The organism is Streptomyces sp. NPDC003284 (assembly GCF_053589675.1).
Map to the genome: position 1 here is coordinate 395524 of NZ_JBSFSI010000005.1, position 24585 is coordinate 420108.

At 72.1% G+C, this 24585-nt stretch carries 25 protein-coding genes and 1 riboswitch; of the genes, 12 read left to right on the forward strand and 13 right to left on the reverse strand.

All coding sequences use genetic code 11. The features are described 5' to 3' along the window. Positions 1-10 precede the first annotated feature (10 nt). Positions 11-586 (forward strand): hypothetical protein, encoded by a 576-nt coding sequence (locus tag ACWDYF_RS14120; protein WP_018567053.1) that lies wholly within the window; start codon positions 11-13, stop codon positions 584-586. A gap of 34 nt (positions 587-620) precedes the next feature. Here the strand turns inward: ACWDYF_RS14120 and ACWDYF_RS14125 are convergent, their stop codons facing one another. Next, positions 621-2120: an MFS transporter gene (locus ACWDYF_RS14125; protein ID WP_389463139.1), complete on the reverse strand. Its 1500-nt coding sequence runs from the start codon at positions 2118-2120 to the stop codon at positions 621-623. 139 nt (positions 2121-2259) lie between these two features. Here ACWDYF_RS14125 and ACWDYF_RS14130 point away from each other — a divergent pair, with 139 nt between their 5' ends. Beyond that, a complete protein-coding gene (locus tag ACWDYF_RS14130) occupies positions 2260-2613 on the forward strand; it encodes a VOC family protein (protein ID WP_381737308.1) in 354 nt (117 codons plus the stop codon). A 201-nt stretch (positions 2614-2814) separates the two neighbouring features. On the opposite strand, the gene groL is transcribed toward ACWDYF_RS14130, so the two are convergent. From groL to thrC, 4 genes are all read right to left on the reverse strand, one after another. Further along, the gene (gene groL, locus ACWDYF_RS14135) at positions 2815-4437 is read right to left on the reverse strand and encodes a chaperonin GroEL (RefSeq protein ID WP_018567050.1); all 1623 of its coding nucleotides are present in this window, start codon (positions 4435-4437) and stop codon (positions 2815-2817) included. Positions 4438-4758: 321 nt separating this feature from the next. Next, positions 4759-4962, reverse strand: coding sequence for a cold-shock protein (locus tag ACWDYF_RS14140; protein WP_004986573.1), 204 nt, complete (start codon positions 4960-4962; stop codon positions 4759-4761). Positions 4963-5393: 431 nt separating this feature from the next. Then, positions 5394-5669 (reverse strand): MoaD/ThiS family protein, encoded by a 276-nt coding sequence (locus ACWDYF_RS14145; protein ID WP_018567049.1) that lies wholly within the window; start codon positions 5667-5669, stop codon positions 5394-5396. Beyond that, on the reverse strand, positions 5666-6952 hold the full coding sequence (gene thrC / locus ACWDYF_RS14150) for a threonine synthase (RefSeq protein ID WP_037895596.1): 1287 nt from the start codon (positions 6950-6952) through the stop codon (positions 5666-5668). Before thrC ends, ACWDYF_RS14145 begins: the two co-directional genes overlap by 4 nt. Positions 6953-6969: 17 nt before the next feature. After that, positions 6970-7131, reverse strand: a riboswitch (SAM riboswitch). Positions 7132-7314: 183 nt separating this feature from the next. Between thrC and ACWDYF_RS14155 the strand changes: the two genes are divergently transcribed. After that, on the forward strand, positions 7315-8259 hold the full coding sequence (locus ACWDYF_RS14155; protein WP_018567047.1) for a glucosyl-3-phosphoglycerate synthase: 945 nt from the start codon (positions 7315-7317) through the stop codon (positions 8257-8259). A gap of 34 nt (positions 8260-8293) precedes the next feature. On the opposite strand, the gene ACWDYF_RS14160 is transcribed toward ACWDYF_RS14155, so the two are convergent. Further along, positions 8294-9001: a hypothetical protein gene (locus ACWDYF_RS14160; RefSeq protein ID WP_389463142.1), complete on the reverse strand. Its 708-nt coding sequence runs from the start codon at positions 8999-9001 to the stop codon at positions 8294-8296. Positions 9002-9176: 175 nt separating this feature from the next. On the opposite strand from ACWDYF_RS14160, the gene ACWDYF_RS14165 reads away from it, so the two are divergent. Continuing rightward, positions 9177-10610, forward strand: a complete 1434-nt coding sequence (locus tag ACWDYF_RS14165) for an alpha,alpha-trehalose-phosphate synthase (UDP-forming) (protein ID WP_389463144.1) — start codon at positions 9177-9179, stop codon at positions 10608-10610. Between the two features lie 19 nt (positions 10611-10629). Here ACWDYF_RS14165 and otsB read toward each other — a convergent pair whose 3' ends face one another. The 3 genes from otsB to ACWDYF_RS14180 all read right to left on the reverse strand — a co-directional run bounded on the left by otsB (position 10630) and on the right by ACWDYF_RS14180 (position 13185). Further along, on the reverse strand, positions 10630-11499 hold the full coding sequence (gene otsB, locus ACWDYF_RS14170; RefSeq protein ID WP_389463146.1) for a trehalose-phosphatase: 870 nt from the start codon (positions 11497-11499) through the stop codon (positions 10630-10632). 52 nt (positions 11500-11551) lie between these two features. Beyond that, a complete protein-coding gene (locus ACWDYF_RS14175; protein ID WP_381737299.1) occupies positions 11552-11824 on the reverse strand; it encodes a DUF3263 domain-containing protein in 273 nt (90 codons plus the stop codon). A gap of 89 nt (positions 11825-11913) precedes the next feature. Further along, the gene (locus ACWDYF_RS14180) at positions 11914-13185 is read right to left on the reverse strand and encodes an ABC transporter substrate-binding protein (protein ID WP_451584280.1); all 1272 of its coding nucleotides are present in this window, start codon (positions 13183-13185) and stop codon (positions 11914-11916) included. A gap of 105 nt (positions 13186-13290) precedes the next feature. Here ACWDYF_RS14180 and ACWDYF_RS14185 point away from each other — a divergent pair, with 105 nt between their 5' ends. The 3 genes from ACWDYF_RS14185 (at position 13291) to ACWDYF_RS14195 (ending at position 16977) form a co-directional block, all read left to right on the forward strand. Then, positions 13291-14259 carry an ROK family protein gene (locus ACWDYF_RS14185; protein ID WP_018567041.1) on the forward strand — a complete coding sequence of 323 codons (969 nt, stop codon included), beginning with the start codon at positions 13291-13293 and terminating at the stop codon, positions 14257-14259. 7 nt (positions 14260-14266) lie between these two features. Next, entirely contained in the window at positions 14267-15409 is a 1143-nt protein-coding gene (gene nagA / locus ACWDYF_RS14190) for an N-acetylglucosamine-6-phosphate deacetylase (RefSeq protein ID WP_018567040.1), read from the forward strand. A gap of 638 nt (positions 15410-16047) precedes the next feature. Then, complete coding sequence (locus ACWDYF_RS14195; protein ID WP_389463151.1) at positions 16048-16977, forward strand: 1-phosphofructokinase family hexose kinase; 930 nt, start codon at positions 16048-16050, stop codon at positions 16975-16977. A gap of 3 nt (positions 16978-16980) precedes the next feature. On the opposite strand, the gene ACWDYF_RS14200 is transcribed toward ACWDYF_RS14195, so the two are convergent. Both ACWDYF_RS14200 and cdgB read right to left on the reverse strand, forming a co-directional pair. Next, the gene (locus ACWDYF_RS14200; RefSeq protein ID WP_389463153.1) at positions 16981-17931 is read right to left on the reverse strand and encodes a CBM35 domain-containing protein; all 951 of its coding nucleotides are present in this window, start codon (positions 17929-17931) and stop codon (positions 16981-16983) included. A 118-nt stretch (positions 17932-18049) separates the two neighbouring features. Continuing rightward, a complete protein-coding gene (gene cdgB / locus ACWDYF_RS14205) occupies positions 18050-19720 on the reverse strand; it encodes a diguanylate cyclase CdgB (RefSeq protein ID WP_018567037.1) in 1671 nt (556 codons plus the stop codon). Positions 19721-20131: 411 nt separating this feature from the next. Here cdgB and ACWDYF_RS14210 point away from each other — a divergent pair, with 411 nt between their 5' ends. Together ACWDYF_RS14210 and ACWDYF_RS14215 are read left to right on the forward strand one after the other, a co-directional pair. Continuing rightward, the gene (locus ACWDYF_RS14210; protein ID WP_381737288.1) at positions 20132-20716 is read left to right on the forward strand and encodes a flavin reductase family protein; all 585 of its coding nucleotides are present in this window, start codon (positions 20132-20134) and stop codon (positions 20714-20716) included. 126 nt (positions 20717-20842) lie between these two features. Then, a complete protein-coding gene (locus ACWDYF_RS14215; RefSeq protein ID WP_389463155.1) occupies positions 20843-21358 on the forward strand; it encodes a GNAT family N-acetyltransferase in 516 nt (171 codons plus the stop codon). A gap of 66 nt (positions 21359-21424) precedes the next feature. Here ACWDYF_RS14215 and arfB read toward each other — a convergent pair whose 3' ends face one another. Next, the gene (gene arfB, locus ACWDYF_RS14220) at positions 21425-21853 is read right to left on the reverse strand and encodes an alternative ribosome rescue aminoacyl-tRNA hydrolase ArfB (protein ID WP_389463156.1); all 429 of its coding nucleotides are present in this window, start codon (positions 21851-21853) and stop codon (positions 21425-21427) included. A 227-nt stretch (positions 21854-22080) separates the two neighbouring features. Here arfB and ACWDYF_RS14225 point away from each other — a divergent pair, with 227 nt between their 5' ends. Further along, positions 22081-22656: a TerD family protein gene (locus tag ACWDYF_RS14225; protein ID WP_018567033.1), complete on the forward strand. Its 576-nt coding sequence runs from the start codon at positions 22081-22083 to the stop codon at positions 22654-22656. Between the two features lie 91 nt (positions 22657-22747). Beyond that, positions 22748-23284, forward strand: coding sequence for a GNAT family N-acetyltransferase (locus ACWDYF_RS14230; protein ID WP_389463158.1), 537 nt, complete (start codon positions 22748-22750; stop codon positions 23282-23284). A gap of 54 nt (positions 23285-23338) precedes the next feature. Here the strand turns inward: ACWDYF_RS14230 and ACWDYF_RS14235 are convergent, their stop codons facing one another. Then, positions 23339-23983 carry a dihydrofolate reductase family protein gene (locus tag ACWDYF_RS14235; protein WP_381737282.1) on the reverse strand — a complete coding sequence of 215 codons (645 nt, stop codon included), beginning with the start codon at positions 23981-23983 and terminating at the stop codon, positions 23339-23341. A gap of 104 nt (positions 23984-24087) precedes the next feature. Between ACWDYF_RS14235 and ACWDYF_RS14240 the strand changes: the two genes are divergently transcribed. Beyond that, on the forward strand, positions 24088-24585 hold the full coding sequence (locus tag ACWDYF_RS14240; RefSeq protein ID WP_389463160.1) for a winged helix-turn-helix transcriptional regulator: 498 nt from the start codon (positions 24088-24090) through the stop codon (positions 24583-24585).

The window sequence follows — 24585 nt, forward strand, 5'->3', positions numbered from 1 at the left end:
GCTGGCCGGTATGAACCACGCACAGCTCACCGCTCTCGGACGGGCCCTGCGGGTGATCGGGGAGCACGGTGAGGAGCTGGCCTCCGACACCCCGGCCGCGCGGCTGCACGAGGTGAAGGCGGATCTGCGGCGGGCGCTGGACCTGCTGGAGGAGAGCGTCTCGCAGGACCGGCCCTCGACGCGGTGCGCCGAGCATCCGACCGGGCCGGTCGACGAGGACGCCCCCGACCTGTGCCTGCTGTGCGAGACCCGCCGCCGCGCGGCCCGCCGCGACCGGTACGACGGCGGCTCGCGCCCCGCCTCCGGGCCGGGCTCGGGCACCGCCTCCTCCCGCTACGGCGTCCGCGAGGACCGCCCGCAGCCCCAGCAGCGCTGGCTGCCGGAGCTGTGGAACGGCCGGGAGTGGCAGCTGTGCGGCACCCCGCGCCGGGACCGGCGCGAGGCGGAGCTGTTCGTCGCGGCCCAGCGGCGCGGCCCGCACGCGGCGGCGGCCTACCGCCTGGTGCACGAGTTCACCGACTACGAGGTGGTGCGCACCTGGGGGACACCGGTGCGGGTGGACATCGAACCGATGGGCAACCTGTGAGGGCCCCCGGGGCGGTCGGCCGGGCAGGCCCTGGCTAGCCCTTCGGTCCGGCCGCCCCGGTACCGGCGACCCGCGCCGCCGGGTCCGCCGCGCCCGGGGCACCCGAAGCGCCCGGGGTGGGGGCGATGCGCCGGCCCGGGATGAAGGCGGCGATGACGAAGCCGAGCAGGGCGGCGCCCGCGCCCAGCGCGAGGACGGTACGGAAGCCGTTCTCCGAGGGCAGCGCGTAGGGGCCGAACCGGGTGGTCAGATGGGCGAGGACCACACCGGCGACCGCGCTGGCGGTGGAGGTGCCGATGGACCGCATCAGCGTGTTGAGGCTGTTGGCGGCGCCCGTCTCGGAGGCGGGCACGGCGCCCATGATGAGGGTGGGCATCGCCCCGTAGGTGAAGCCGATGCCCGCGCTGATGACGCAGGGCGCCAGCACGAAGTGCCACACCTGGTCCATCAGGACGATGTTCAGCAGGTATCCGGCGGCCACGATCAGCGCGCCGGTCATCAGGGTCACCTTGGCGCCGCGGGCCCGGGACAGGGCCGCCGAGAACGGGGCCACCGCCATCATCACCAGCCCGGAGGGCGCCATGACCAGGCCGGTGGCGAGCAGCGACTTGCCGAGGCCGTAGCCGGTCTGCGAGGGCAGCTGGAGCAGCTGCGGGATGACCAGGGACATCGAGAACATCGCGAAGCCGATCGCGATGGAGGAGAGGTTGGTCATCAGCACCTGGCGGCGGGCCGTGGTGCGCAGGTCCACCAGCGGTGCCTGGACGCGCAGTTCGAAGGCGCCCCAGGCGAGCAGGATCACCACGGCGGCGGCGAACAGGCCCAGGGTGGAGCCGCTGCCCCAGCCCCAGTCGGCGCCCTTGGAGACCGCGAGCAGCAGGCACATCAGGCCCGCCGCCATGCCGAGGGCGCCCACGGCGTCGAACCGGCCGCCGGAGCGCACCTTCGACTCCGGTACGAGCAGCAGCACGAGGACCGCCGCGACGGCGCCCAGGACCGCCGAGGCCCAGAAGAGCATGTGCCAGTCGAAGTTCTCGGCGATGACCGCGGCGGCGGGCAGCCCGAGGGCGCCGCCCACACCGAGCGAGGCGCTCATCATCGCGGTCGCCGAGCCGAGCCGCTCGGCGGGCAGTTCGTCGCGCATGATGCTGATGCCGAGCGGGATCACCCCGGAGGCGAGGCCCTGGAGGGCACGGCCGACGACCATCGGGGCAAGGGAGTCGCTGAGCGCGGCGACGACCGAGCCGATCACCAGCATGACGAGGCTGAGCAGCAGCATGCGGCGCTTGCCGTACATGTCGCCGAGGCGGCCCATGACAGGGGTCGCGATGGCCGCGGCGAGCAGCGTGGCGGTGACGACCCACGCGGCGTCCGACGCGGAGGCGTGCAGCAGCTTCGGCAGCTCCGAGACGATCGGGATCACCAGGGTCTGCATCAGCGAGACCACGATGCCGCCGAAGGCCAGGACGGCCACGATGGCGTTGGGTCTGGGCAGGGCCCCGGCAGCGGTGGGCCGGGCGGGTGCGTCGGACATGGAAGAGGTCTCCGGGAGGGCAGGGGTACTTGACTCAAGCAACCATAATTCGACTTGATTGACTTAAGCAAGCTAAATGGGATGGGTGACGGCCGGAGGCTCTGCGCAGTGGTTCGCCGGTCTGCCTATGCTCAGGCCCATGGCACTGGAATGGGAACAGATCATCGTCGACTCCGCCGACCCCGTCGCTCTCGGGCGCTGGTGGGCCGGGGCCCTCGGCTGGGTCGTGGTCGACGAGTCCGAGGAGGTCATCGAGATCCGCCCCGAGCCGGACCGGATGCCGGGCCTCCTCTTCGTGCCTGTCCCCGAGGGCAAGACGGCGAAGAACAGGCTGCACCCCGACTTCCGCCCCGACGACCAGGAGGCCGAGGTCGCGCGGCTGCTCTCCCTCGGCGCCCGGCGCGCCGACACCGCGCAGGACGGGCAGCAGTGGGTCACCCTCCTCGACCCGGAGGGCAACGAGTTCTGCGTCCTGGGCGAGCGCAGGAGCTGAGCGGGGACGCCGTCGAAGGACACACCGAAGAACACACCGAAGGACACGCCGAAGGACACAGGGACCGGCTGCGGCCGACTGCGACCGGCGGCGGCCGACGAGTCCCGGCTCCGGGCGGCCGCCCCGGAAACGCCCGAGGGCGGCACCCCCTGTTTCCAGGGAGTGCCGCCCTCGGCAGGGACGGGCTGATCCGCGGGCGGATCAGAAGTCCATGTCACCGCCCGGCATGCCGCCCGGAGCGGCCGCGGCGGCCTTCTCCGGCTTGTCGGCGATGACGGCCTCGGTGGTGAGGAACAGCGCGGCGATCGACGCGGCGTTCTGGAGCGCGGAGCGCGTCACCTTCGCCGGGTCGATGATGCCCTCGCCGACCAGGTCGACGTACTCGCCGGTCGCGGCGTTCAGGCCGTGGCCCGGGGTCAGGTTGCGCACCTTCTCCACCACGACACCGCCCTCGAGGCCGGCGTTGACGGCGATCTGCTTCAGCGGGGCTTCCAGGGCCAGCTTGACGGCGGCGGCACCGGTGGCCTCGTCGCCCTCCAGCTCCAGCTTCTCGAACACCTGGGAGGCCTGGAGCAGGGCCACGCCACCACCGGCGACGATGCCCTCCTCGACGGCCGCCTTGGCGTTGCGCACCGCGTCCTCGATGCGGTGCTTGCGCTCCTTCAGCTCCACCTCGGTGGCGGCACCGGCCTTGATGACCGCCACGCCGCCCGCGAGCTTGGCCAGGCGCTCCTGGAGCTTCTCGCGGTCGTAGTCCGAGTCGCTGTTCTCGATCTCGGCGCGGATCTGGTTGACCCGGCCGCCGACCTGCTCGGAGGAGCCGGCGCCGTCGACGATGGTGGTCTCGTCCTTGGTGATGACCACCTTGCGGGCCTTGCCCAGCAGGTCGAGGGTGGCGTTCTCCAGCTTGAGGCCGACCTCCTCGGAGATGACCTCGCCGCCGGTGAGGATGGCGATGTCGCCGAGCATGGCCTTGCGGCGGTCGCCGAAGCCCGGGGCCTTGACGGCGACGGACTTGAAGGTGCCGCGGATCTTGTTGACGACCAGGGTCGACAGGGCCTCGCCCTCGACGTCCTCGGCGATGATCAGCAGCGGCTTGCCCGACTGCATGACCTTCTCCAGGAGCGGGAGCAGGTCCTTGACCGAGGAGATCTTGGAGTTGGCGATGAGGATGTACGGGTCCTCCAGCACCGCCTCCATGCGCTCCATGTCGGTCGCGAAGTAGGCGGAGATGTAGCCCTTGTCGAAGCGCATGCCCTCGGTGAGCTCAAGCTCGAGCCCGAAGGTCTGCGACTCCTCGACGGTGATGACGCCTTCCTTGCCGACCTTGTCCATGGCCTCGGCGATCAGCTCGCCGATCTGGGTGTCGGCGGCGGAGATGGAGGCGGTGGAGGCGATCTGCTCCTTGGTCTCGACCTCCTTGGCCTGGTCGAGCAGGGCGGCGGAGACGGCCTCGACGGCCTTCTCGATACCGCGCTTCAGGGCCATCGGGTTGGCACCGGCGGCCACGTTGCGCAGGCCCTCGCGGACCAGGGCCTGGGCCAGCACGGTCGCGGTGGTCGTACCGTCACCGGCGACGTCGTCCGTCTTCTTGGCGACTTCCTTGACCAGCTCGGCGCCGATCTTCTCGTACGGGTCCTCGAGCTCGATCTCCTTGGCGATGGAGACACCATCGTTGGTGATCGTGGGGGCGCCCCACTTCTTCTCGAGGACGACGTTGCGACCCTTGGGGCCGAGCGTCACCTTGACGGCGTCCGCGAGCTGGTTCATGCCGCGCTCGAGGCCGCGCCGTGCCTCCTCGTCGAACGCGATGATCTTGGCCATGTGAAGTGGTCCCTCCAGGACTGGGGGTGATTCCTTCGGACCGCGCCCGCGCCCGCGACGGACGGCTCGCCGGCCTCGTGGTTCCTTGCCCCACCCGGCCTGCGGGCCTCACCGACCCGGTCCTCGTTGTCACTCTCACCTTCAGAGTGCTAACGCCAATGATTAGCACTCGGCATGGTCGAGTGCAAGCGCCTCTGGCGGGGAGCGCGCCTCGACCGGCCGGGATCAGCCGGAGGCGAACAGAGGGGAGGGGGCGGGGCCCGGCGGGCAGGACGAAGGGCCCACACCCGGCAAGGTGTGGGCCCTTCGCGTGACGTACGTTCAGGCGGTGACGCGAACCATGTCGGCCTGCGGGCCCTTCTGACCCTGCGAGATCTCGAACTCGACCCGCTGGCCCTCTTCCAGCGTGCGGTAGCCGTCCATCTGGATCGCGCTGTAGTGGACGAAGACGTCCGCACCACCGTCGACCGCGATGAAGCCGTACCCCTTCTCCGCGTTGAACCACTTGACGGTGCCCTGAGCCATGCCTAACTCCCCTATTACTGGCCCTTGCACAGATCCGCACTTCGCGGATCCGGGTCAGACCTCACCGCCCGTGAATCGGGGGCGTGCGCCGGAACGCGTCGACCGCGGCTGAATGTATCTGTCCAACTGCCGTCTGCAACAGGTCAATCGGACGAGAAATCCGGGCGGGAGCGGTCCGGAATGTGACGCGAATTCAGCCGAACCCCGGGCAAGTCGGGCCCCATAAACACCGCAAAAGCCGCAAAATACCCGCGGATTTTGGCTGTTTCTCATCGGCGGGCGGCAGAAATCAAGGGGCGCTCGACCGGGAGATCCGGGGCGCCTTCCCCAACTCTACCGCGCTCAATCACATGGAATTGCCCCCTCCGCTTCTCCCGCGGAGGGGGCAATTCACCGGATACTCCGATCACCGTCATTACCGACGGTAATGATCAGCCGCCGGCGACCGCCGGGATGATCGAGACGCCCGCGCCGTCCGGGGTGGCCGTCTCCAGGCCCTGCTCGAAACGGACGTCGTCGTCGTTGACGTAGACGTTGACGAAGCGGCGCAGCTTGCCCTGGTCGTCCAGGACGCGCGCGGCGATGCCCGTGTGGTTCTTCTCCAGGTCGGAGATGACCTCGGCGAGGGTGGCGCCGTCGGCGCTCACCTCGGCCCGCCCGCCGGTGTAGGTGCGCAGGATGGTGGGGATGCGAACGGTCACGCTCATGCGAGGCCAGCCTCTCGGAAGGAGTCCAGGGTGGGGCGGATGGTGGCGGTCAGACCGGTGCCGGCCACCGCGTCGAGGGTCTTGAGGCCGTCGCCGGTGTTGAGCACGACGGTGGTCTTCGACGGGTCGAGCAGACCGCTCTCGACGAGCTTCCTGGTGACGCCGACCGTCACCCCGCCCGCGGTCTCCGCGAAGATGCCCTCGGTGCGGGCCAGCAGCTTGATCGCGTCGACGACCTGCTCGTCCGTCACGTCCTCCACCGCGCCGCCGGTGCGGCGCGCGATGTCCAGGACGTAGGGGCCGTCGGCCGGGTTGCCGATGGCGAGGGACTTGGCGATGGTGTCCGGCTTCTGCGGGCGCACCACGTCGTGTCCGGCCTTGAAGGCGGTGGAGACCGGCGAGCAGCCCTCGGCCTGGGCGCCGAAGATCTTGTACGGCTTGTCCTCGACCAGGCCGAGCGCGATCAGCTCGCGCAGGCCCTTGTCGACCTTGGTGAGCTGGGAGCCGGAGGCGATCGGGACGACGATCTGGTCGGGCAGCCGCCAGCCGAGCTGCTCACAGATCTCGTACGCCAGCGTCTTGGAGCCCTCGGCGTAGTACGGCCGCAGGTTGACGTTGACGAAGCCCCAGCCCTCGCCGGCCGGGTCGCCGATCAGCTCGGAGCAGAAGCGGTTCACATCGTCGTAGTTGCCCTCGATGCCGACGAGTTCGCCGCCGTAGATCGCGGCCATGACGACCTTGCCCTGCTCCAGGTCGTGCGGGATGAACACGCAGGAGCGCAGTCCGGCGCGGGCGGCGGCGGCGCCGACGGCACCGGCCAGGTTGCCGGTGGAGGAGCAGGACAGGGTGGTGAAGCCGAAGGCGCGGGCGGCCTCCAGCGCCTGGGCGACGACGCGGTCCTTGAAGGAGTGCGTCGGGTTGCCGGAGTCGTCCTTGACGAACAGCTTGCCGGGGTCGACGCCGAGTTCGGCGGCGAGGCGGTCGGCCTGGACCAGCTTGGTCCAGCCGGGGTTGATGTTCGGCTTGCCGGCCACGTCGGCGGGGACGGGCAGCAGCGGGGCGTAGCGCCAGATGTTCGCGGGGCCCGCTTCGATCCGCCCGCGCAGTTCCTCGGTGTCGTAGCCCGAGAAGTCGTAGGCGATCTCCAGCGGGCCGAAACACTCCTCGCAGGCGAAGACCGGGCCGAGCGGCACGCGGTGACCGCACTCGCGGCAGCTGAGCGCCGCGGCGGGGCCGAGGTCGACGGTGGAGTCGGTGCTGGTGGCAACTGTCTGCACAGCCATGGAGGCGAGGCCCTTTCTCCTCATCTTCCCCACGACGCATCTCGCCGTGAGACGGAATTGGCACCTTCCCGAGCCGGGAGCCTCGCGGTGGCGACCGCGCGACGGCGATCGGTACGAGACCGGCTGGAGGGTTGCCGGGGCTTCATCGGGCCGTGTCCCTCTGCCCCTCTGGATGAGCGGTATTCGATTGTGGGTCGCGGCGACCCCGGCATGCGACGGTCGTCCGCGTTGTTCAAGACTGTAACCGACGGCCAGGACAGCGAGAGACCGTCGTCCGAACCGCGAGACAGATCACACGATGATGTGATCCGGTCCGTACCGCAGGCCGCAGCGAGCCGCGCAGGAGTGAGGAGCCACCGACCGTGCTGGAAGAAGTCGAGCGCTGGCTGAGGACACGTTCCTGGTCCGTCGCCGACCGGCCGCTCCCCGGCGTCCTGGCCGCCAAACGCGCGAGCGGCGCCACGGTCAGCGTGGTGCTGCCCGCGCTGAACGAGGAGGAGACGGTCGGGGACATCGTCGCCGTGATCCGCCGCGAGCTGATGACGCGGGTGCCGCTGGTCGACGAACTCGTCGTGGTCGACTCGGGCTCCACCGACCGTACCTCGCGGGTGGCCGCCGCGGCGGGCGCGCGGGTGGTGCACCGCGACACCATCCTGCCGCGCATCCCCGCCGTGCCCGGCAAGGGCGAGGTGCTGTGGCGCTCGCTGCTGGTGACCCGCGGGGACGTCGTCTGCTTCGTCGACGCCGATCTGCGCGAGTTCTCCGCCGACTTCGTCACCGGGATCGTCGGCCCGCTGCTGACCGACCCCGGCGTCCAGCTGGTCAAGGCCATGTACGACCGGCCGCTGGGCACCGCCGCCGGGCAGGGCGGCCGGGTCACCGAGCTGATGGCCCGGCCGCTGCTGAACATGCACTGGCCGCAGCTGGCCGGTTTTGTGCAGCCGCTGGGCGGCGAGTACGCGGCCCGCCGCTCCCTGCTCGAACAGCTGCCGTTCCCGGTCGGCTACGGCGTCGAGCTGGGCATGCTCGTGGACGCGCTGCACCTGGTCGGCCTGGACGCGCTGGCCCAGGTCGACGTCGGTGAGCGCCTCCACCGCCACCAGGACGGGCAGGCGCTCGGCCGGATGTCCGCCGCGATCTACCGCACCGCCCAGCTCCGGCTGGCCCGCGGCCATCTGGTGCGCCCCTCGCTCACGCAGTTCGAGCGCGGCGCGGACGGCTTCGAGCCGCGCACGTACTCCGTCGACACCGAGGAACGGCCGCCGATGAGCGAGATCGCGGAGTACGCGGCCCGGCGGGTCGCCTGACCGGCGGCCCGCCGCCGCGCCGGGCCCGGTCCCGTCAGCCGGCCACGCCGTCGGACCAGCGCCAGCGGCCCGCGCCGTCCTGCGCGCAGGTCAGGTACTCGCCGCCCTTGCCGTAGGTGCTCATGCCGTGGTGCCGCGCGGCGCAGAACTGGCCGTCGGCGTAGCAGTTGCCGGCCGGGCTGGTGAGGGCGCACGCCTTGCTGCCGCCGCCGCTGTTCCCGCCGCCGCTGCCGCCGGTCGTGCCGCCACCGCTCGTGCCGCCGCTGCCGCCGCCGGAGGCGGTCTTCGCCGGGGCCGGGGTGTGCAGCAGCTCACCGGCGCAGTCGCGGCCGTCGCGCGCCACGGTGAACGTCACGGCGCCGCCGTCGGCGCGCTGCTCGCAGACCTTCTCGGCGGCGCCCCAGGAGGAGGCGCTCCGGCCGGTGCCCTGGAGGTGGACGGCGTAGCGCAGGCCGCTCGCCCGCGCCGCGGCGACGGCCGTGCCGACGCCGGAACCGGTGTAGTCGCGCAGGGTGGCGGCCGGGGCCGGAGTGGCGGACGCGGCGGGCCGCGGGCTCGCCGGCTCCGTCGCCGGTTCCCCGGACGGCTCCGGGGCGGCGCTGGTGGCCGCCGCGGCGGCCGTGGCCGGTGCCGGGTGCGCCGCCCCCGTCCCGGAGTCGTCGTCGCAGCCGGCCAGCGCCAGCACACCGGCGGCGAGCAGCGCCGCGGTGCCGGCGATCCGGCGCACGCGCAGAAGTCGCATGGAACCCCACCCCTCACAGACCGTCCCGCGCACGGCACGGGACGGAGATCACTGACATGCACCGCACATCTTCCGGGTCTTCACAGTTCCTTTACAAGTCGGCGGGCGGCGAAATCCGCACCGGCCCGCCGCCGCGCACGTTTGAGCGATCGGGGGCCGGGCTAGGTTGAGGACCATGGCTGCAACGCACGGTGCCGAGGTGCTGGTCGCGTCCAATCGCGGACCCGTTTCGTACGAGCTGGGCGAGGACGGTTCGCTGCACGCGAGACGCGGCGGCGGCGGACTCGTCTCCGGTCTGTCCGCGATCGGCCCGGACGCGGGCGCGGTGTGGGTGTGCGCCGCGCTCGGCGACGCCGACCGCGAGGCCGTACGGCGCTACGAGGACGGGCGCAGGCTGCCCGCCGAGGACACCGGCGGCCAGCGGGTCCGGATGCTCGACATCGCCCCGGACGTCTTCTCCGACGCCTACAACGGCATCGCCAACTCGGTGCTGTGGTTCGTCCACCACATGCTCTACCAGACCCCGCTGGAGCCCGTCTTCGACGCGGAGTTCCGGCGGCAGTGGGCGTCGTACGAGGCGTACAACCGCGCCTTCGCCGAGGCGCTGGCGGAGGAGGCCGCCGAGGGCGCGGCCGTGGTGGTGCAGGACTACCACCTGACGCTGGTGCCGGGCATGCTGCGCGACTTCCGGCCGGATCTGCGCATCGGGCACTTCTCGCACACCCCGTGGGCGCCGGTGGACTACTTCCGGATGCTCCCCGACGACATCGCCCGCCAGGTGCTGCGCGGCATGCTGGGCGCGGACCGGCTCGGCTTCCTCACACAGCGGTGGGCGGACGCCTTCGCCCAGTGCTGCGAGGCCCTGACGGGCGGGCTCGGCGGCACCCGGCTCGGGGTGCACGGGCTCGGCGCGGACGCGGAGTTCCTGCGCGAGCGCGCCCACCGCGCCGACGTCAAGGAGCGGATGGCGCTGCTGCGCGAGGAGATCGGCACGGCCCCGGACGGCGGCCCCCGCCGGACGGTCGTCCGGGTGGACCGCACCGAGCTGTCCAAGAACATCGTCCGCGGGCTGCTGGCCTACCGGCACCTGCTGGAAGAGCGCCCCGAGTGGCGCGAGCGGGTGGTGCACGTCGCCTTCGCCTACCCCTCGCGCCAGGATCTCGCCGTCTACCGGGAGTACACGGCCGAGGTGCGGCGGCTGGCCGAGGAGATCGACGAGCGGTACGGCACGCCCGGGTGGCGGCCGGTGCTGCTGCACGTCGAGGACGACTTCGCCCGCTCGCTCGCGGCGTACCGGATCGCCGACGTGGCGCTGGTCAACCCCATCCGCGACGGCATGAACCTGGTCGCCAAGGAGGTGCCGGTCGTCTCCGACGCCGGGTGCGCGCTGGTCCTGTCGCGGGAGGCGGGCGCCTGGGCCGAGCTGGGACCGGACGCGGTGACGGTGAACCCGTACGACGTCGTCGGCACCGCCGAGGCCCTGCACACGGCGCTCACCATGCCGGTGGCGGAGCGGACCGAGCGCTCCGGGCGGCTGGCCGCCGCGGCGACCGCCCTGCCTCCGGCCCGGTGGTTCCTGGACCAGCTGAGGGAGCTGGACGCGGGCTGAGCCCGCGTCCGCCCGCCGCTCACATACGGGCCGCCAGGGCGGCCAGCAGGCGCACCACTCCCTCCGGGCCCGGCACCACCAGGTCGGCCCGTGAGGAGAGTTCGGTGACCTCGGCGCTGCCGCTGCACACCAGGACGCCCGGCAGACCGTCGGAGCGCAGCTTGTCGACGGCGGTGAAGGCGGGCAGGTCGCCGAGGTCGTCACCGGCGTAGAGCACGGAGCCGGCGCCCAGGGCGCGGACGTGCTCCAGCAGGGCGACGCCCTTGTCCATGCCCGGCGGGCGCAGTTCGAGGACCATGCGGCCCGGCTCGACGATCAGTCCGTGGCGGGCCGCGAGACCGGCGAGCGGGCCGCGCAGCGCCTCGAACGCGGCCTGCGGGTCCTCGGCGCGGCGGGTGTGCACGGCCAGGGAGCGGCCCTTCTCCTCGATCCAGGTGCCCTGCCAGGCGCCGATCCGGTCGAGGAAGCCGGGCAGCTCGGCCCGGACGGCGGCGACCCCGGGATGCGGGTCCGGGGCGGTCACCTCCCCGGTGGCCGCGTCCCAGCGTTCGGCGCCGTAGTGGCCGAGGACGACGAGGTGGTCGAGGCCGGGGACACCGGCGAAGCCGCCGTTGCGCACGGCGACCCCGGCGGGGCGGCCGGTGACCACGACCACGGCGGCCACCTCGGGGGCGAGCGCGGCGAGCGCCGGGAGCGCCCCGGGGTGCGCCCTGGCCCGGTCCGGGTCGGGCACGATCGGCGCCAGGGTGCCGTCGAAGTCGAGCGCGATCACCGCGCGCTCGGGCCGTGCCAGCAGCGCGGCCAGCCCGTCCCGCCCGGCCTGTGTGGCGGGCTCGGGCAGCGCGGGTGCGGCGGGAACGGGGTCGGTCGAGTCCGTGTCGTGGCCCATGTGCCGAACCTATCCACACACGGCGCGGCCCACTCCTCGGCGGCGCCGGGTCTCAGCGCTCGGACCGGCGGGCGTCGCGCACCCGGCGCAGCCGGTTGACCGTCACCGGGTCGTGCTCCAGCGCGCGCAGGTCGTCGAGCAGCGCGTTGAGCAGCTGGTAGTAGCGGACCGGGGAGAGGCCCAGCTCCTCGCGGATCGCGCGTTCCTTCAGGCCCGGCCCGGTGAAGCCCCGGCGCTCCAGGGCGAGGATGTCCCGCTCCCGGCGCGCGAGGTGCCGCCCGGGTGCCTGCTCCGGTCCGCCGCCCGGTTCGTCGTCCGCGTCCATAGGGGCACCGTAACCGCCGCCACCGACAGCCGCCGCGGCACGGCGCCGGGCGGCGCGGTGCCGGGCGGCGCGGTGCCGGGCGGCCGGGCTCAGCGCGCGTTCTCCTTGGCCTCCGCCTCCGAGGCCGCGGTCTGGAGCTGGTTGAGCACGCCGGTGGGGTCACCGCCGGGGGCCACCGTGCCGCCGATGCGCTTCTTGACCTCGGCGCTGACCTGGGCCCAGGAGGTCTTGCCCGCCGGGTAGAGCTGGGCCAGCGACAGTTCCTGGAGGAAGGGCCACAGGTTCTTGTCCTGCGGCGCGTCGGCCATCGCCTCGGAGGCGGAGGTGGTGACGGGCAGCAGGTCGTACCCGCGGGAGAAGTCGAGGACGTTCTTCTCGCTGTAGACGTAGTCGAGGAACTCGCCGATCTGCTTCTTGTGGCCGCCCTTCTTGAAGGCCATCATCCAGTCGGTGACGCCCATGGTGGCCTTGGGCGTGCCGTTCTTGCCCGGCACCGGCACCATGCCGAACTTCACGCCCGCCTTGGCGGCCTTCTTCATCAGCGTGGGGTGGCCGTTGAGCATGCCGACCTGGCCCTTGGCGAAGGCGTCGAAGGCGTTCGCGCGGTTGAGCTTGCCGGGTGCGACGGGGCCGGTGAGCCCCTTTCCGACCAGCTCATCGCGCAGCCAGGTGAAGGTCTCGGCGTTCTGCGGGGAGTTGATGGTGTACGTACCGATGTCGTCGGTGTACCCGGCGCCGCCGCTGAGCAGCCACTGCATGGTCTCGGCCTGCGCCTCCTCGGGGCCGAGCGGCAGCGCGTAGGGGTACTTCACGCCCTTGGCCTTCAGCGCCTCGGCGTCCGCGGCGAGGTCGTCCCACGTCTTGGGCGGGGTGAGGTGCGCCTGGTCGAAGAGGGTCTTGTTGTAGAAGAGCACCCGGGTGGAGGCGGCGAACGGGATGCCGTACTGGAGGTGGCGCACCTGGCCCGCGTCGGAGAGCTGGTCGAGGAAGTCGGCCTGCACGGCTATGGAGAGCAGGTCGTCGGCCTTGTAGAGGCGGTCCTGGGCGGCGTAGTCGGCGTACGCGCCGATCTGGGCCAGGTCCGGCGGGTCACCGGCGTCGACCATCTCCTTGACCTTGCGGTCGACGTCGGTCCACGAATAGACCTTGACGTCGATCTTCACGCCGGAGTGCTGGGACTCGTATGCTCGGGCGAGCTTGTCCCAGTACTTCTGGGAGTTGTCGGCCGGGGAGTCGCCGTAGTCGGCGGCGACCAGTTTGAGCGTGACGTCGGAGGAGCCCGTGCTCCCGCAGCCGCCGAGGACCGAGGTCATGCCCAGTGCGGACACTGCCGCGATCATTCCTGCTCTACGCCGCTGCACTGTGTTCCCGCCCCAACCGTCTCGTGTTCACCATGCGGACACGATAGGTCTACACCACGTGAGTGGACTAGACCTCTCGCGGGTCAAAGGGCCACACTGTCATCTGTGAGACACGTCATCGCGCTCGATGTGGGCGGCACCGGGATGAAGGCCGCACTGGTCGACGAGAACGGCGGGCTGCTCCACCAGGCGCGTCGGCCCACCGGCCGCGAGCGCGGCCCCGACGCCGTCGTCGAGGGCATCCTCGGCTTCGCCGCCGAACTGCGCGCCCACGGCGCCGAGCGCTTCGGCGAGCCGGCCGCGGCGGCCGGTGTCGCCGTCCCCGGCATCGTCGACGAGGACGAGGGCGTCGCCGCCTACGCCGCCAACCTCGGCTGGCGCGACGTCCCCCTGCGCGACCTGCTCGGCCGGCGCCTCGGCCTGCCCGTCGCCCTCGGCCACGACGTACGCACCGGCGGACTCGCCGAGGGCCGGATCGGCGCGGGCAAGGGCGCCGACCGCTATCTGTTCGTCCCGCTGGGCACCGGCATCGCGGGCGCCATCGGCATCGACGGCCGGGTCGAGGCCGGAGCGCACGGCTTCGCCGGCGAGATCGGGCACATCGTCGTCCGGCCCGGCGGCACCGAGTGCCCCTGCGGCCAGCGCGGCTGCCTGGAGCGGTACGCGTCCGCCTCCGCGGTCAGCCTGGCCTGGGCCGAGGCGTGCGGCGACCCGGACGCGGACGCGGCCGACTGCGCCAAGGCCGTGCGGTCCGGCGACCCCCGGGCCGGCGCGGTGTGGCAGGAGGCCGTGGACGCCCTCGCCGACGGCCTGGTCACCGCGCTCACCCTGCTGGACCCGCGCACCCTGATCATCGGCGGCGGGCTCGCCGAGGCCGGGGAGACGCTCTTCGCCCCGCTGCGCGAGGCCGTACGCCGCCGGGTCACCTTCCAGAAACTGCCCGCCATCGTCCCCGCGGCCCTCGGCGACACCGCCGGCTGCCTCGGCGCGGGCCTGCTCGCCTGGGACCTCCTCGGCGGCACGTCCGCCGCGGCCGCACCGCACTCTTCCTCTTCCACGACTCCCCGGAGGTAGCCACCAGATGGCCCCCAGCAAGGTTCTCGACGGCGCCCGGGTGGTGCTGCCCACCGGGATCGCGGACGGCGGCCGGGTGATCGTCGACGGCACGCGGATCGCCGGGACCGCACCGGAGAACACCCCGACCGTCGATGTCAGCGGGCACTGGCTGGTCCCCGGCTTCGTCGACCTCCACAACCACGGCGGCGGCGGCGCGGCCTTCTCCGGCTCCGCCGACGACGTCATGACCGCCGTACGCACCCACCGGGCGCACGGCACCACCACCGTCGTCGCCTCCACCGTCACCGACGACATGGGCATCCTCACCAAGCAGGCCGGACTGCTGTCCGAACTGGCCGAGCAGGGCGAGATCGCGGGAATCCACTTCGAGGGCCCCTTCATCTCCCCGTGCCGCAAGGGCGCCCACTCCGAGGCCCTGCTGCGCCACCCGGACCCGGCCGACGTGCGCAGGCTGGTCGACGCGGCCCGCGGCCAGGCCAAGATGGTCACCCTGGCCGCCGAACTGCCCGGCGGCCTGGACTCCGTACGGCTGCTCGCCGAGCGCGGGGTGATCGCGGCCATCGGGCACACCGACGCCACCTACGAGCAGACCGTGGAGGCGATCGACGCCGGGGCCACCGTCGCCACCCACCTGTTCAACGCGATGCCGACGCTCGGCCACCGCGCGCCCGGCCCGATCGCCGCCCTGCTGGAGGACGAGCGGGTCACCGTCGAGCTGATCAACGACGGCGTCCATCTGCACCCCGCCGCCCTGGAACTCGCCTTCCACCACGCCGGTGCGGCCCGGGTCGCCCTCATCACCGACGCCATGGACGCCGCCGGGTCCGGCGACGGCCGCTATCTGCTCGGCCCGCTGGAGGTCGACGTCACCGACGGCGTCGCCCGTCTGGTGGAGGGCGGCTCCATCGCCGGTTCGACGCTCACCCTGGACCGGGCGTTCCGGCGCGCGGTCACCGTCGACGGGCTGCCCGTCGAGGACGTGGTGGCCGCGCTGTCCGCCAACCCGGCCCGGCTGCTCGGCGTCGACGACCGCGTCGGCTCCCTGGAACCCGGCAAGGACGCCGACCTCGTCCTGCTCGACGAGGACTTCGTCCTCAAGGGCGTGATGCGGCGCGGCGAGTGGGTGGTCGATCCCCAACTGAGATAATCAATTCAAGCCCAAGGATATGACTTTCAGGCCAAATGAGGCGCAGCGATTGTTCACCGTAAAGCATAAGCGTAAATTTACGATTATGAATAGAATCTGCAGCCTCATGGCCCGGACTGCGGGAGCCGGATCCGTTGCACTCCTGATCGCCGTCGCGATTCCGAGCACTGCCCAAGCCGCATCAGACCCCGAGTACGCTGGATGTTCCACCACGGGCGCGCGCGGGTTCCTGAAGGACGTTCAGTTAACCGACGAAGGCCCCGCCGGCAAGCACGCAGTGCATATCGAGATCACGGACACACTCGCCGACGGTCACAATGCGCGGGTCCGTTACCTCACGAAAACGGGAACCGGCACAATCAGGTACTGGTCTTGGCACGCCAATAACGTCGGCGCCAACACCACTGTCACTGTCGACACTACGGCACAGGACAGTGCTCACGGAATTTTCAACGCCGGCATTCAAGTAGCCAGAGCCGTAGGCTCGGACCTCTCAAATTCCACCACCTGCTGGGTAGCCTGACATACCCAGCTAAAACGCCCAGTCCGGATGCGGGGGCTGCATCGGCCCCCGCCATTTGGCATGATCGTGGCTTGTAACTGGAAGGCAGGTGTATGCGCTCGCGGAGGCCAGCCACATGATCCTCACGGTCACGCTGAACACCGCTCTCGACATCACCTACCGGGTGCCGTCCCTGCGGCCCCACGGCTCGCACCGGGTGTCGGAGGTGACCGAGCGGCCCGGCGGCAAGGGCATCAACGTGGCCCGCGTCCTGGCGGCCCTCGGCCACCGGGTGACCGTCACCGGCTTCTCGGGCGGCGCCACCGGCGACGAGGTGCGCACCCGGCTCGCGGACGAGCCCGGTGTGACGGACGCGCTGGTCCCGGTGGCCGGCGCGACCCGGCGCACCGTCGCGGTGGTGGACGAGCACACCGGCGACACCACCCAGCTCAACGAGCCGGGCCCGCTGGTCACCGCCGCCGAGTGGGCGGCCTTCCAGGACGCCTACGAGGACATGCTGTCCGGCGTGGCGGCGGTGGCGCTGTGCGGCAGCCTGCCGCCCGGACTGCCGGTGGGCGCCTACGCCGTCCTGGTGCGCGCGGCCCGCGCGGCGGACGTGCCGGTGCTGCTGGACACCAGCGGCGAGGCGCTGCGGCGCGGGCTGGCCGCCCGTCCCGACATCATCAAGCCCAACGCCGACGAACTGGCCGAGCTGACCGGCTCCCACGAGCCGCTGCGCGCCACCCAGGACGCCCGCAGGCGCGGCGCCCGCACGGTCATCGCCTCCCTGGGCGCCGAGGGCCTGCTCGCCCGCACCCCGGACGGCATGTGGCGGGCCGCCCCGCCCGCCCGTGTGCACGGCAACCCGACCGGCGCGGGCGACTCGGCCGTCGCCGGCCTGCTCTCCGGCCTGGTGGAGAACCTCCCCTGGCCGGACCGCCTCGCCCGCGCGGTCGCCCTCTCCGCCGCGACGGTCCTGTCCCCCACGGCGGGCGACTTCGACCGGGCCGCCTACCGGGAGCTGCTGGAGCAGGTGGAGGTCAGCGGCGAGGGCGGTTCGGCGTGAGGGTCAGCCGTTCTCGCCGGTGAGATGCATCTGATCCAGGTTGGCGTTGCACTGATTGCCGTCGTTGCAGGCGATCTCGATCGTGTTGGTGCCCTTGTTCAGGTTCACGTTGGCCCAGGTGGTCTGCCAGTCGTTCTTCCAGTCGCCCTCCGGCAGCTTGCCGAAGTTCTTCATGTTCAACGTCTGCGAGCTGGACTTGCCGTTGACCACCAACGTGGCATTGGCATCCACGCCCGGGATGCCGTATCGCACGTACAGCCGGTACGTGCCGGTCTTCTGGATGCCGTTCACGGACCAGGTGACCTTCGCACCGACGTGGTTGAAGCCGGTGACGTAGATTCCGCCGTCCGCCTTCGCTCCCTCGACCTCGGACGCCGTGGAGGTACCCGTCAGGAGCAGGGCCTTCGCGTCGATCTTGGGGAGTTCGCCGTCGGGGGCCACGGTGCTGTTCGACGAGGGGCTGGGCGGGGCGCTCTGGGTGGCCGGCGGGGCCGTGGTGCCGCCCGTGGCGCCGTCCTTGGTGTCGTCCTTGTCGTTGAGCATGGCGAAGGTGATGCCTATGACCACGGCGGCGACCACCACGACGGCGCCGATCAGCAGTCCCTTGGTGTTGGGCCCGCGCCGGCCACCGCCGCCGGGGCCGCCCTGGGCGGGCTGCCGGGGCGGCTGCTGGCCGCCGGGCAGGGTCTCCGGGGCCGCGTAGTGGGCGCTCGGCCGGCCGTACGCGCCCTGCTGCTGAGGAGCCTGGCCGTAGGCCGCCGTGGGGGCCTGCTGCGTCTGCTGGGGCTGCTGGCCGTACTGACGCTGGCCGACGGCGCGGACCCGGTTGACCGAGCCCGGGTAGCCGTAACCGCCGGAGGGCGGCTGGGCTCCGTTGGCCTGACCGTCGGCGTACAGGTAGCCGAACGGGTCGTCGTCCTCGGGCGTGCTCGGGCCGTTGTCGCCGGGCGTCATCCCTAGGTCTCCTCAACAGGTGCGGGTCGGATGCGGTACGTCGTGAGGATGGCGAGCCTACCCGCTCCCGTGGGCCCGAACGGGTGACTCACCCCGCATCAACGCGCTGACCTGCGGATCAACCGGCGCGGCGATGTTGTTTGGGACGAGATCGTTTCTCGACGTACATCCGCTCGTCGGCGGACTTCAGCACTTCGTCCGCCGTCATCCCGCAATGGGCCCAGCCGATGCCGAAGCTGGCGCCGACCCGGACGGCCCGGCCCTCGGCGCGGATGGGCTGGATGATCTCGTTGCGCAGCCGTACGGCGAGGTCCTGGGCGTCGGCGCGGCCGAGGCCGTCGGCGAGGATCACGAACTCGTCGCCGCCGAGCCGGGCCACCGTGTCGCCGTCGCGGACGCCGCCCGACAGCCGCCGGGCCACCTCGATGAGGACGGCGTCGCCCGCGTTGTGCCCGAAGCGGTCGTTGATCGACTTGAAGCCGTCCAGGTCGCAGAAGAGGACCGCGAGCCCCTTGGTGCCGTCGTCCCGGTCGCCCTCGGGGGCGATGGTGTGCACATGGTGGTCGTAGCCGTCGTAGGGCTGCGGGCCGGAGTCGAAGTCGAAGCCGTGGTCATGGCCGCCGTCGCCCGCCGGGTGGACCGGGTGGCCGTAGGCCGCGTCCAGCGAGGCGAGTTCCTCGGCGTGCGCCGACTGCGGGCGGCGGCACAGGCGGGCGGCGAGCCGGGAGCGCAGTTCGGCGCTGTTGGGCAGGCCGGTCAGGGAGTCGTGGGAGGCGCGGTGGGCGAGGTGCAGCTCGCGGCGCTTGCGCTCCTCGATGTCCTCGACGTGGGTGAGCAGGAAGCGGGGCCCGTCGGCAGCGTCGGCGACCACCGAGTTGCGCAGGGAGACCCAGACGTAGCTGCCGTCGCGGCGGCCCAGGCGCAGCTCGGCCCGGCCGCCCTCGGCGGAGGTGCGCAGCAGGGTGCCTATGTCCTCGGGGTGGACGAGGTCGGAGAAGGAGTAGCGGCGCATCGCGGAGGCGGGGCGGCCCAGCAGCCGGCACAGGGCGTCGTTGGTGCGCAGGATCCGGCCGTGCTGGTCGCCGCCCATCTCGGCGATGGCCATGCCGGAGGGCGCGTACTCGAAGGCCTGCCGGAAGCTCTCCTCGCTGGCGCGCAGGGCCTGCTGCTCGCGCTCCAGGCGCACCAGGGCGCGCTGCATGTTCGCGCGCAGCCGGGCGTTGCTGATCGCGATGGCCGCCTGGAACGCGTACACCTGGAGCGCCTCGCGGCCCCAGGCGCCGGGGCGGCGGCCGTTGCGCGGGCGGTCCACGGAGAGCACGCCGAGCAGCTCGCCCGGGGAGCCGCCGGGTGCGCCGGGCGAGTACATCGGGGCGAAGAGCCGGTCGGAGGGGTGCCACTCGTCCTCGAAGCGGGGAGCGGGCCCGTCCGTGTACCACTGCGGGACGTCGTCGTCGTCGAGGACCCAGCCCTCGGTGTGCGAGATGAAGACCAGGTCGCCCCAGGTCTCGCCCATGGTCAGCCGGCGCTCCCAGGAGGCGCGGGAGCCGACCCGGCCGGTGATCAGGGCCTCGGCGGCGGGGTTCCCGGAGAAGGCGGCGACGACGAGGTCGCCGTCGGGGCGTACGAGGTTGACGCACGCCAGTTCGTACCCGAGGCCGGTCACGACGCCGTCGGCCACGGTCTGGAGCGTGTCGGCCAGACTGCGCGCGGTGTTCATGTCCGCCATGACCTGGTGCAGCTGCCGCAGGGTCGCAAGGCGGACGTACGGCTCCGACTCGGTCTCCATGCTCGCCCTCCCCCCGAGACCTCGCAGTGAATCAAAGGGTCTTCTTCGGCGTATCGTGCGTGCGGTCTACGCCACTGAATCACAGCGTGAAGCCCACTCGGTACACAGGGTCAACAATTCACGCTGCTTGTGACTCAAGTCACAGGCGAACATGAACAATTGGGTAGAGTTTCTGCTTTTTTCCCAAGCGTTGACGGAACGCAAACTCTCTCGTGTGCGGACATGATGCACGAGACGGCCGCCGAACGGGTCGGAATCACTGGTTCCGATGATGTCGCGGGGGTTCGACGACGGCTGCGGGGGTTCGACGGCTGCGGGGAGCGACGGCTGCCCGCTGGGTCCGTGGACCTAGGTCCGGGCTCGGGCCATGGCCCGATGCGGGCGGCGCGGGCCGGTCATTAGCGTTGATGTGTGCTGAACACTTCCTCCGCCCCGTCCTCCGCCCTCGCCCCGGCCGTTCCCGGGCATGCTGAGGGGGTGACCGACGACGAGTTCCGTGCCGCGATGTCCCGGCTGGCCGCGGGCGTGGTCCTGGTGACCGCGCAGGAGCCGCCGCTCGACGCGGAGGACCCGCTGGCGCCGGTCGGCGAGGACGTGGGCATGACCGCGACGGCGTTCCTCTCGGTGTCCCTGGACCCGCCGCTGGCCCTGGTCAGCCTGCGCACCGGCTCCCGCATGGACGACCTGCTCGCGGAACAGCCGCTGTGGGCGGTGTCCGTGCTGACCGGGAACCAGCGGCACATCGCGGGCCGCTTCGCGATGAAGGGCCGCATCAGCGACCGCCTGCTCTTCGCGGACGTCCCCCACACGCGCGGCGAGGTGTCCGGCGCCCCGCTGGTGGACGACGCGCTGGCCACCCTGGAGCTGCGCACCGAGCAGCGGGTCCCGGCGGGCGACCACACCCTGGTCGTCGGCCGCGTCCTGACGGCCCGCCTCCCGGGCGCCGACGACGGCCCGCTGCTGTACTTCCGGGGGCGGTACCGGCAGCTGGGCTGAGCGGGATCCCCGGGGGCGGTGGCCCCCCGGCCCGCCCCTGTCTCCCTCGGCTCTCCCTCGGCCCGCGGCCCTCGGACCCGGCCGTAATCCGGTGGCCGGGCGGCGGACGCGCCCTACGGTGCGCGCATGACGAACCCCGGCCCCGGCCCCGGTCCCGGCACCGCCTCAGCGCCCCGCCTCGAAGAGATCACCCCGGCGAACCTGGACGCCGCGCTCGGCATCCGGGTCCGCCCCGACCAGGAGTACGCGGTCGCGCCGGTCGTGAAGTCCCTCGCCGAGGCGTACGCGTGGCCGGGCGTCGCCTGGCCGCGCCTGATCGCCGACGGCGGGCGCCCCGTGGGCTTCCTGATGGCCTTCCTCGGCATCGACTGGCACCAGGACGGCAGCGAAACGCGCTCGGGGCTGTGGCGGCTGAACATCGCGGCCGGCGAGCAGGGCCGCGGCTACGGCAGGTTCGCCGTCGGCGCCGTGGCGGCGGAGCTCCGCCGCCGGGGCGAGAGGGAGATGTACGTGTCCTGGCACCCGGGTCCGGACGGCCCGGAGCGCTTCTACCTCGGGCTCGGCTTCCGTACGAACGGGGAGACGAGCGGGGGCCAGACGGTGGGCGTGCTCGGCCTGGCGGCGGTCCCGGCCGGGGCATGAGCGCGCCCGCGGGCACATGACCGCGACAGCGACCACGCCCGCGCCCGCGACCGGTGTGGCCGCCGCCTACCCCCAGTCGCGGCCCGTGCGGCCCCGCTTCGTCTCCGAGCGCTGCTTCTTCTCGCGCAGCCGCCGCTCGTTGATGCCGCGGGGGATGCGGGTGGGCCTGCGGGGCTTGGGCGGGGGCGCGGTCGCCTCGGCGAGGAGCGCGGCGAGGCGTACGGCGGCGGTCTCGCGGTTGCGCCACTGGGAGCGGTGCTCGGAGGCGCGGACGGTGACGAAGCCGTCGACGAGGCGGCCGGTCAGCCGGTGCAGGGCGCGCTCCTTCCACACCTCGGGCAGCGCCTCGGTGTTCGCCAGGTCGAAGCGCAGCTCGACCTGGCTGTCGGAGGTGTTGACGTGCTGGCCGCCGGGCCCCGAGGACCGCGAGAAGCGCCAGACCAGCTCGGCCTCGGGGAGCACGACGGAGCCGCGGATGACATGGGGACCGGACATGTCCTCCATGGTCCCTCGCGTGTCCGGGTCACGTCACCGGAATTTCGGCACCGATGGTGCCGGTGGTGCCGGTCCGGGCTGTCCGGGGCTGTTCGGGGCTGTCCGGGCGTTCGAACCCGCCTTGGTAAAAAAGGTAAAGGCGTCAGGAACCATGGGGACCCTCTCGGCGTTCCTAGGGGTGGCGGTAGCTTCGTCCGCACACGCAACGAGGGAAGGGACTCCCCACAATGGCTGTAAGCCTCTCCAAGGGCGGCAATGTCTCGCTCACCAAGGAAGCTCCGGGCCTGACCGCCGTCACCGTGGGCCTCGGCTGGGACGTCCGCACCACCACCGGCACGGACTTCGACCTCGACGCCTCCGCGATCGCGGTCAACACCCAGGGCAAGGTCTACTCCGACGGCCACTTCGTCTTCTTCAACAACAAGCAGACCCCGGACAACACCATCGTCCACACCGGTGACAACCGCACCGGCGAGGGCGAGGGCGACGACGAGGCGATCAACGTCAACCTGGCCGGTCTCCCGGCCGACATCGACAAGATCGTCTTCCCGGTCTCCATCTACGACGCCGAGAACCGCGGCCAGAACTTCGGCCAGGTCCGCAACGCGTACATCCGCATCATCAACCAGGCCGGCGGCGCCGAGATCGCCCGCTACGACCTGTCGGAGGACGCCGCCACCGAGACCGCCATGGTCTTCGGCGAGCTGTACCGCAACGGCGCGGAGTGGAAGTTCCGCGCCGTCGGCCAGGGCTACGCCTCGGGCCTCGTGGGCATCGCGCAGGACTTCGGCGTGAGCGTCTGACCCGCCGCCACGCCAGGCCCGGAGCCCGGATCCGCGACGGCGGTCCGGGCTCCGGCGCGCTCACGGCGCGGCCCGCGCGTAGGTTCCCCCTGTGATCATCGAACCTCTCGCGCTCTCCCCCGACCACGCTCTGCCGGGCGAGCTGCTGACCGAACTCACCGCGCTCTACGCCTCGCAGCGCGACTTCCACGCCCTGAGCGGTGACTTCCCCGACCCGGACGACGTCCGCCCGGAGCAGGTCGCCACCGCGCTCGCCGACGAACTGGCCCACCCCGGCGCACAGGTGCTGCTGGCCCGCAGCGAGGGCGCCCTGGTCGGCGTCGCGATCACCCTGGACCACCACCCCGACCCGGCCGACCCCGATCCGTGGATCGGCCTGCTGATGGTGGACGCGGCGACCCGCCGCCGGGGCCACGGCCGCCGCCTCGCCTCCCTCGTCGAGGACCGCTTCCGCGCGGCCGGCCGCACCGCCGTACGCCTCGCCGTCCTGGACGGCAACCACCCGGCCCTCGCCTTCTGGACCGCCCTCGGCTACCGCCCCCTCGCCCACCGCCGCGACCGCGAGGCCAACCGCCCGTGCACGGTCCTGCGCAAGGAACTGGACACCGGCTCCAGACAGACGGCCTGAAGAAAGGCGAAGGCAAAAGCGAAGACAGAGGCGAAGACGAAGGCGGGGCGGGCGTCAGGGCCGGGTGAAGGTCATGTGGGTGATGCCGCTGGGGGTCGTCACGGACTCGACCCGGAAGCGCTGCTCAAGCCCTTCGAGTCCGTCCCACAGGCGCTCGCCCCGGCCCAGGACGATCGGGACGACGGCGATGTGCAGATGGTCGACGAGGTCTTCGGCGAGGAACTCGCGGACCGTGGTCGGGCCGCCGCCGATCCGCACGTCCAGGCCGCCCGCGGCGTCCCGCGCCTGACGGAGCGCCTCCTGCGGTGTGGCGTCGATGAAGTGGAACGTGGTGCCGCCCTCCATCTCCACCGAGGGGCGCGGGTGGTGGGTCAGGACGAACACCGGGGTGTGGAAGGGCGGGTTGGGCCCCCACCAGCCGACCCAGTCGTCGTCCTCCCACGGTCCGCGCTGGGGGCCGAACTTGTTGCGGCCCATGATCTCCGCTCCGATGCCGGCGTCCCAGGTCCCGGCGACGGCGTCATCGGCCCCACGGCTCCCGTCCGGCTTGTCCTGCATCCGCCGGAAGGTACTGGTCGGGAAGAACCACTCGTGGAGCCGCGCGCCGGCGTGGCCGAACGGGGCGTCGAGGCTCTGCCCCTCACCGGTGGCGAATCCGTCGACGGAGACGGAGAAGTTGTGGACCCTCACGCGGGACATTGCACGGACTCCTGCCCTCGAAGCGATGTGATTGCGAAATGCAATCACCAGCCGCGGGCGAGCCTAGACTCGGTGCCGGCGGAGTGCAATCACTGGAGGTGGGAATGCGGGACGAACCGCGGTCCGGATGCGCGATCAACGCGGCGGTGGAGGCACTCGGGGACCAGTGGAGCCTCATCGTCCTGCGCGACGTGGTCTTCGGCGGACGCAGGCACTTCCGCGAACTGCTCGGCCACTCCGAGGAGGGGATCGCGTCGAACATCCTCAGCAGCCGCCTCAAGGCCCTCGTCACCGGCGGTCTCCTCACCCGTGAGCAGGCCGGGCGAGGACACCGGGCGACCTACAGCCTCACGGAAGCGGGCATCCAGACGGTCCCCGTCATGGTCGCGCTCGGCTCCTGGGGCATGCGGCACCGCCCGACCACCCCCGAACTCACCGTCCGCGCCCGCCTCCTGGAGGAAGGCGGCCCGCAGCTCTGGCAGAACCTCATGGACGAACTCCGCGAGACCCACCTGGGCACCCCACGCCCGAACCCCCACCACCCCCGCGCCTCCGAACTCCTCCGGACGGCCTACGAACAGGCCCTCACGGAGACCCGCTGA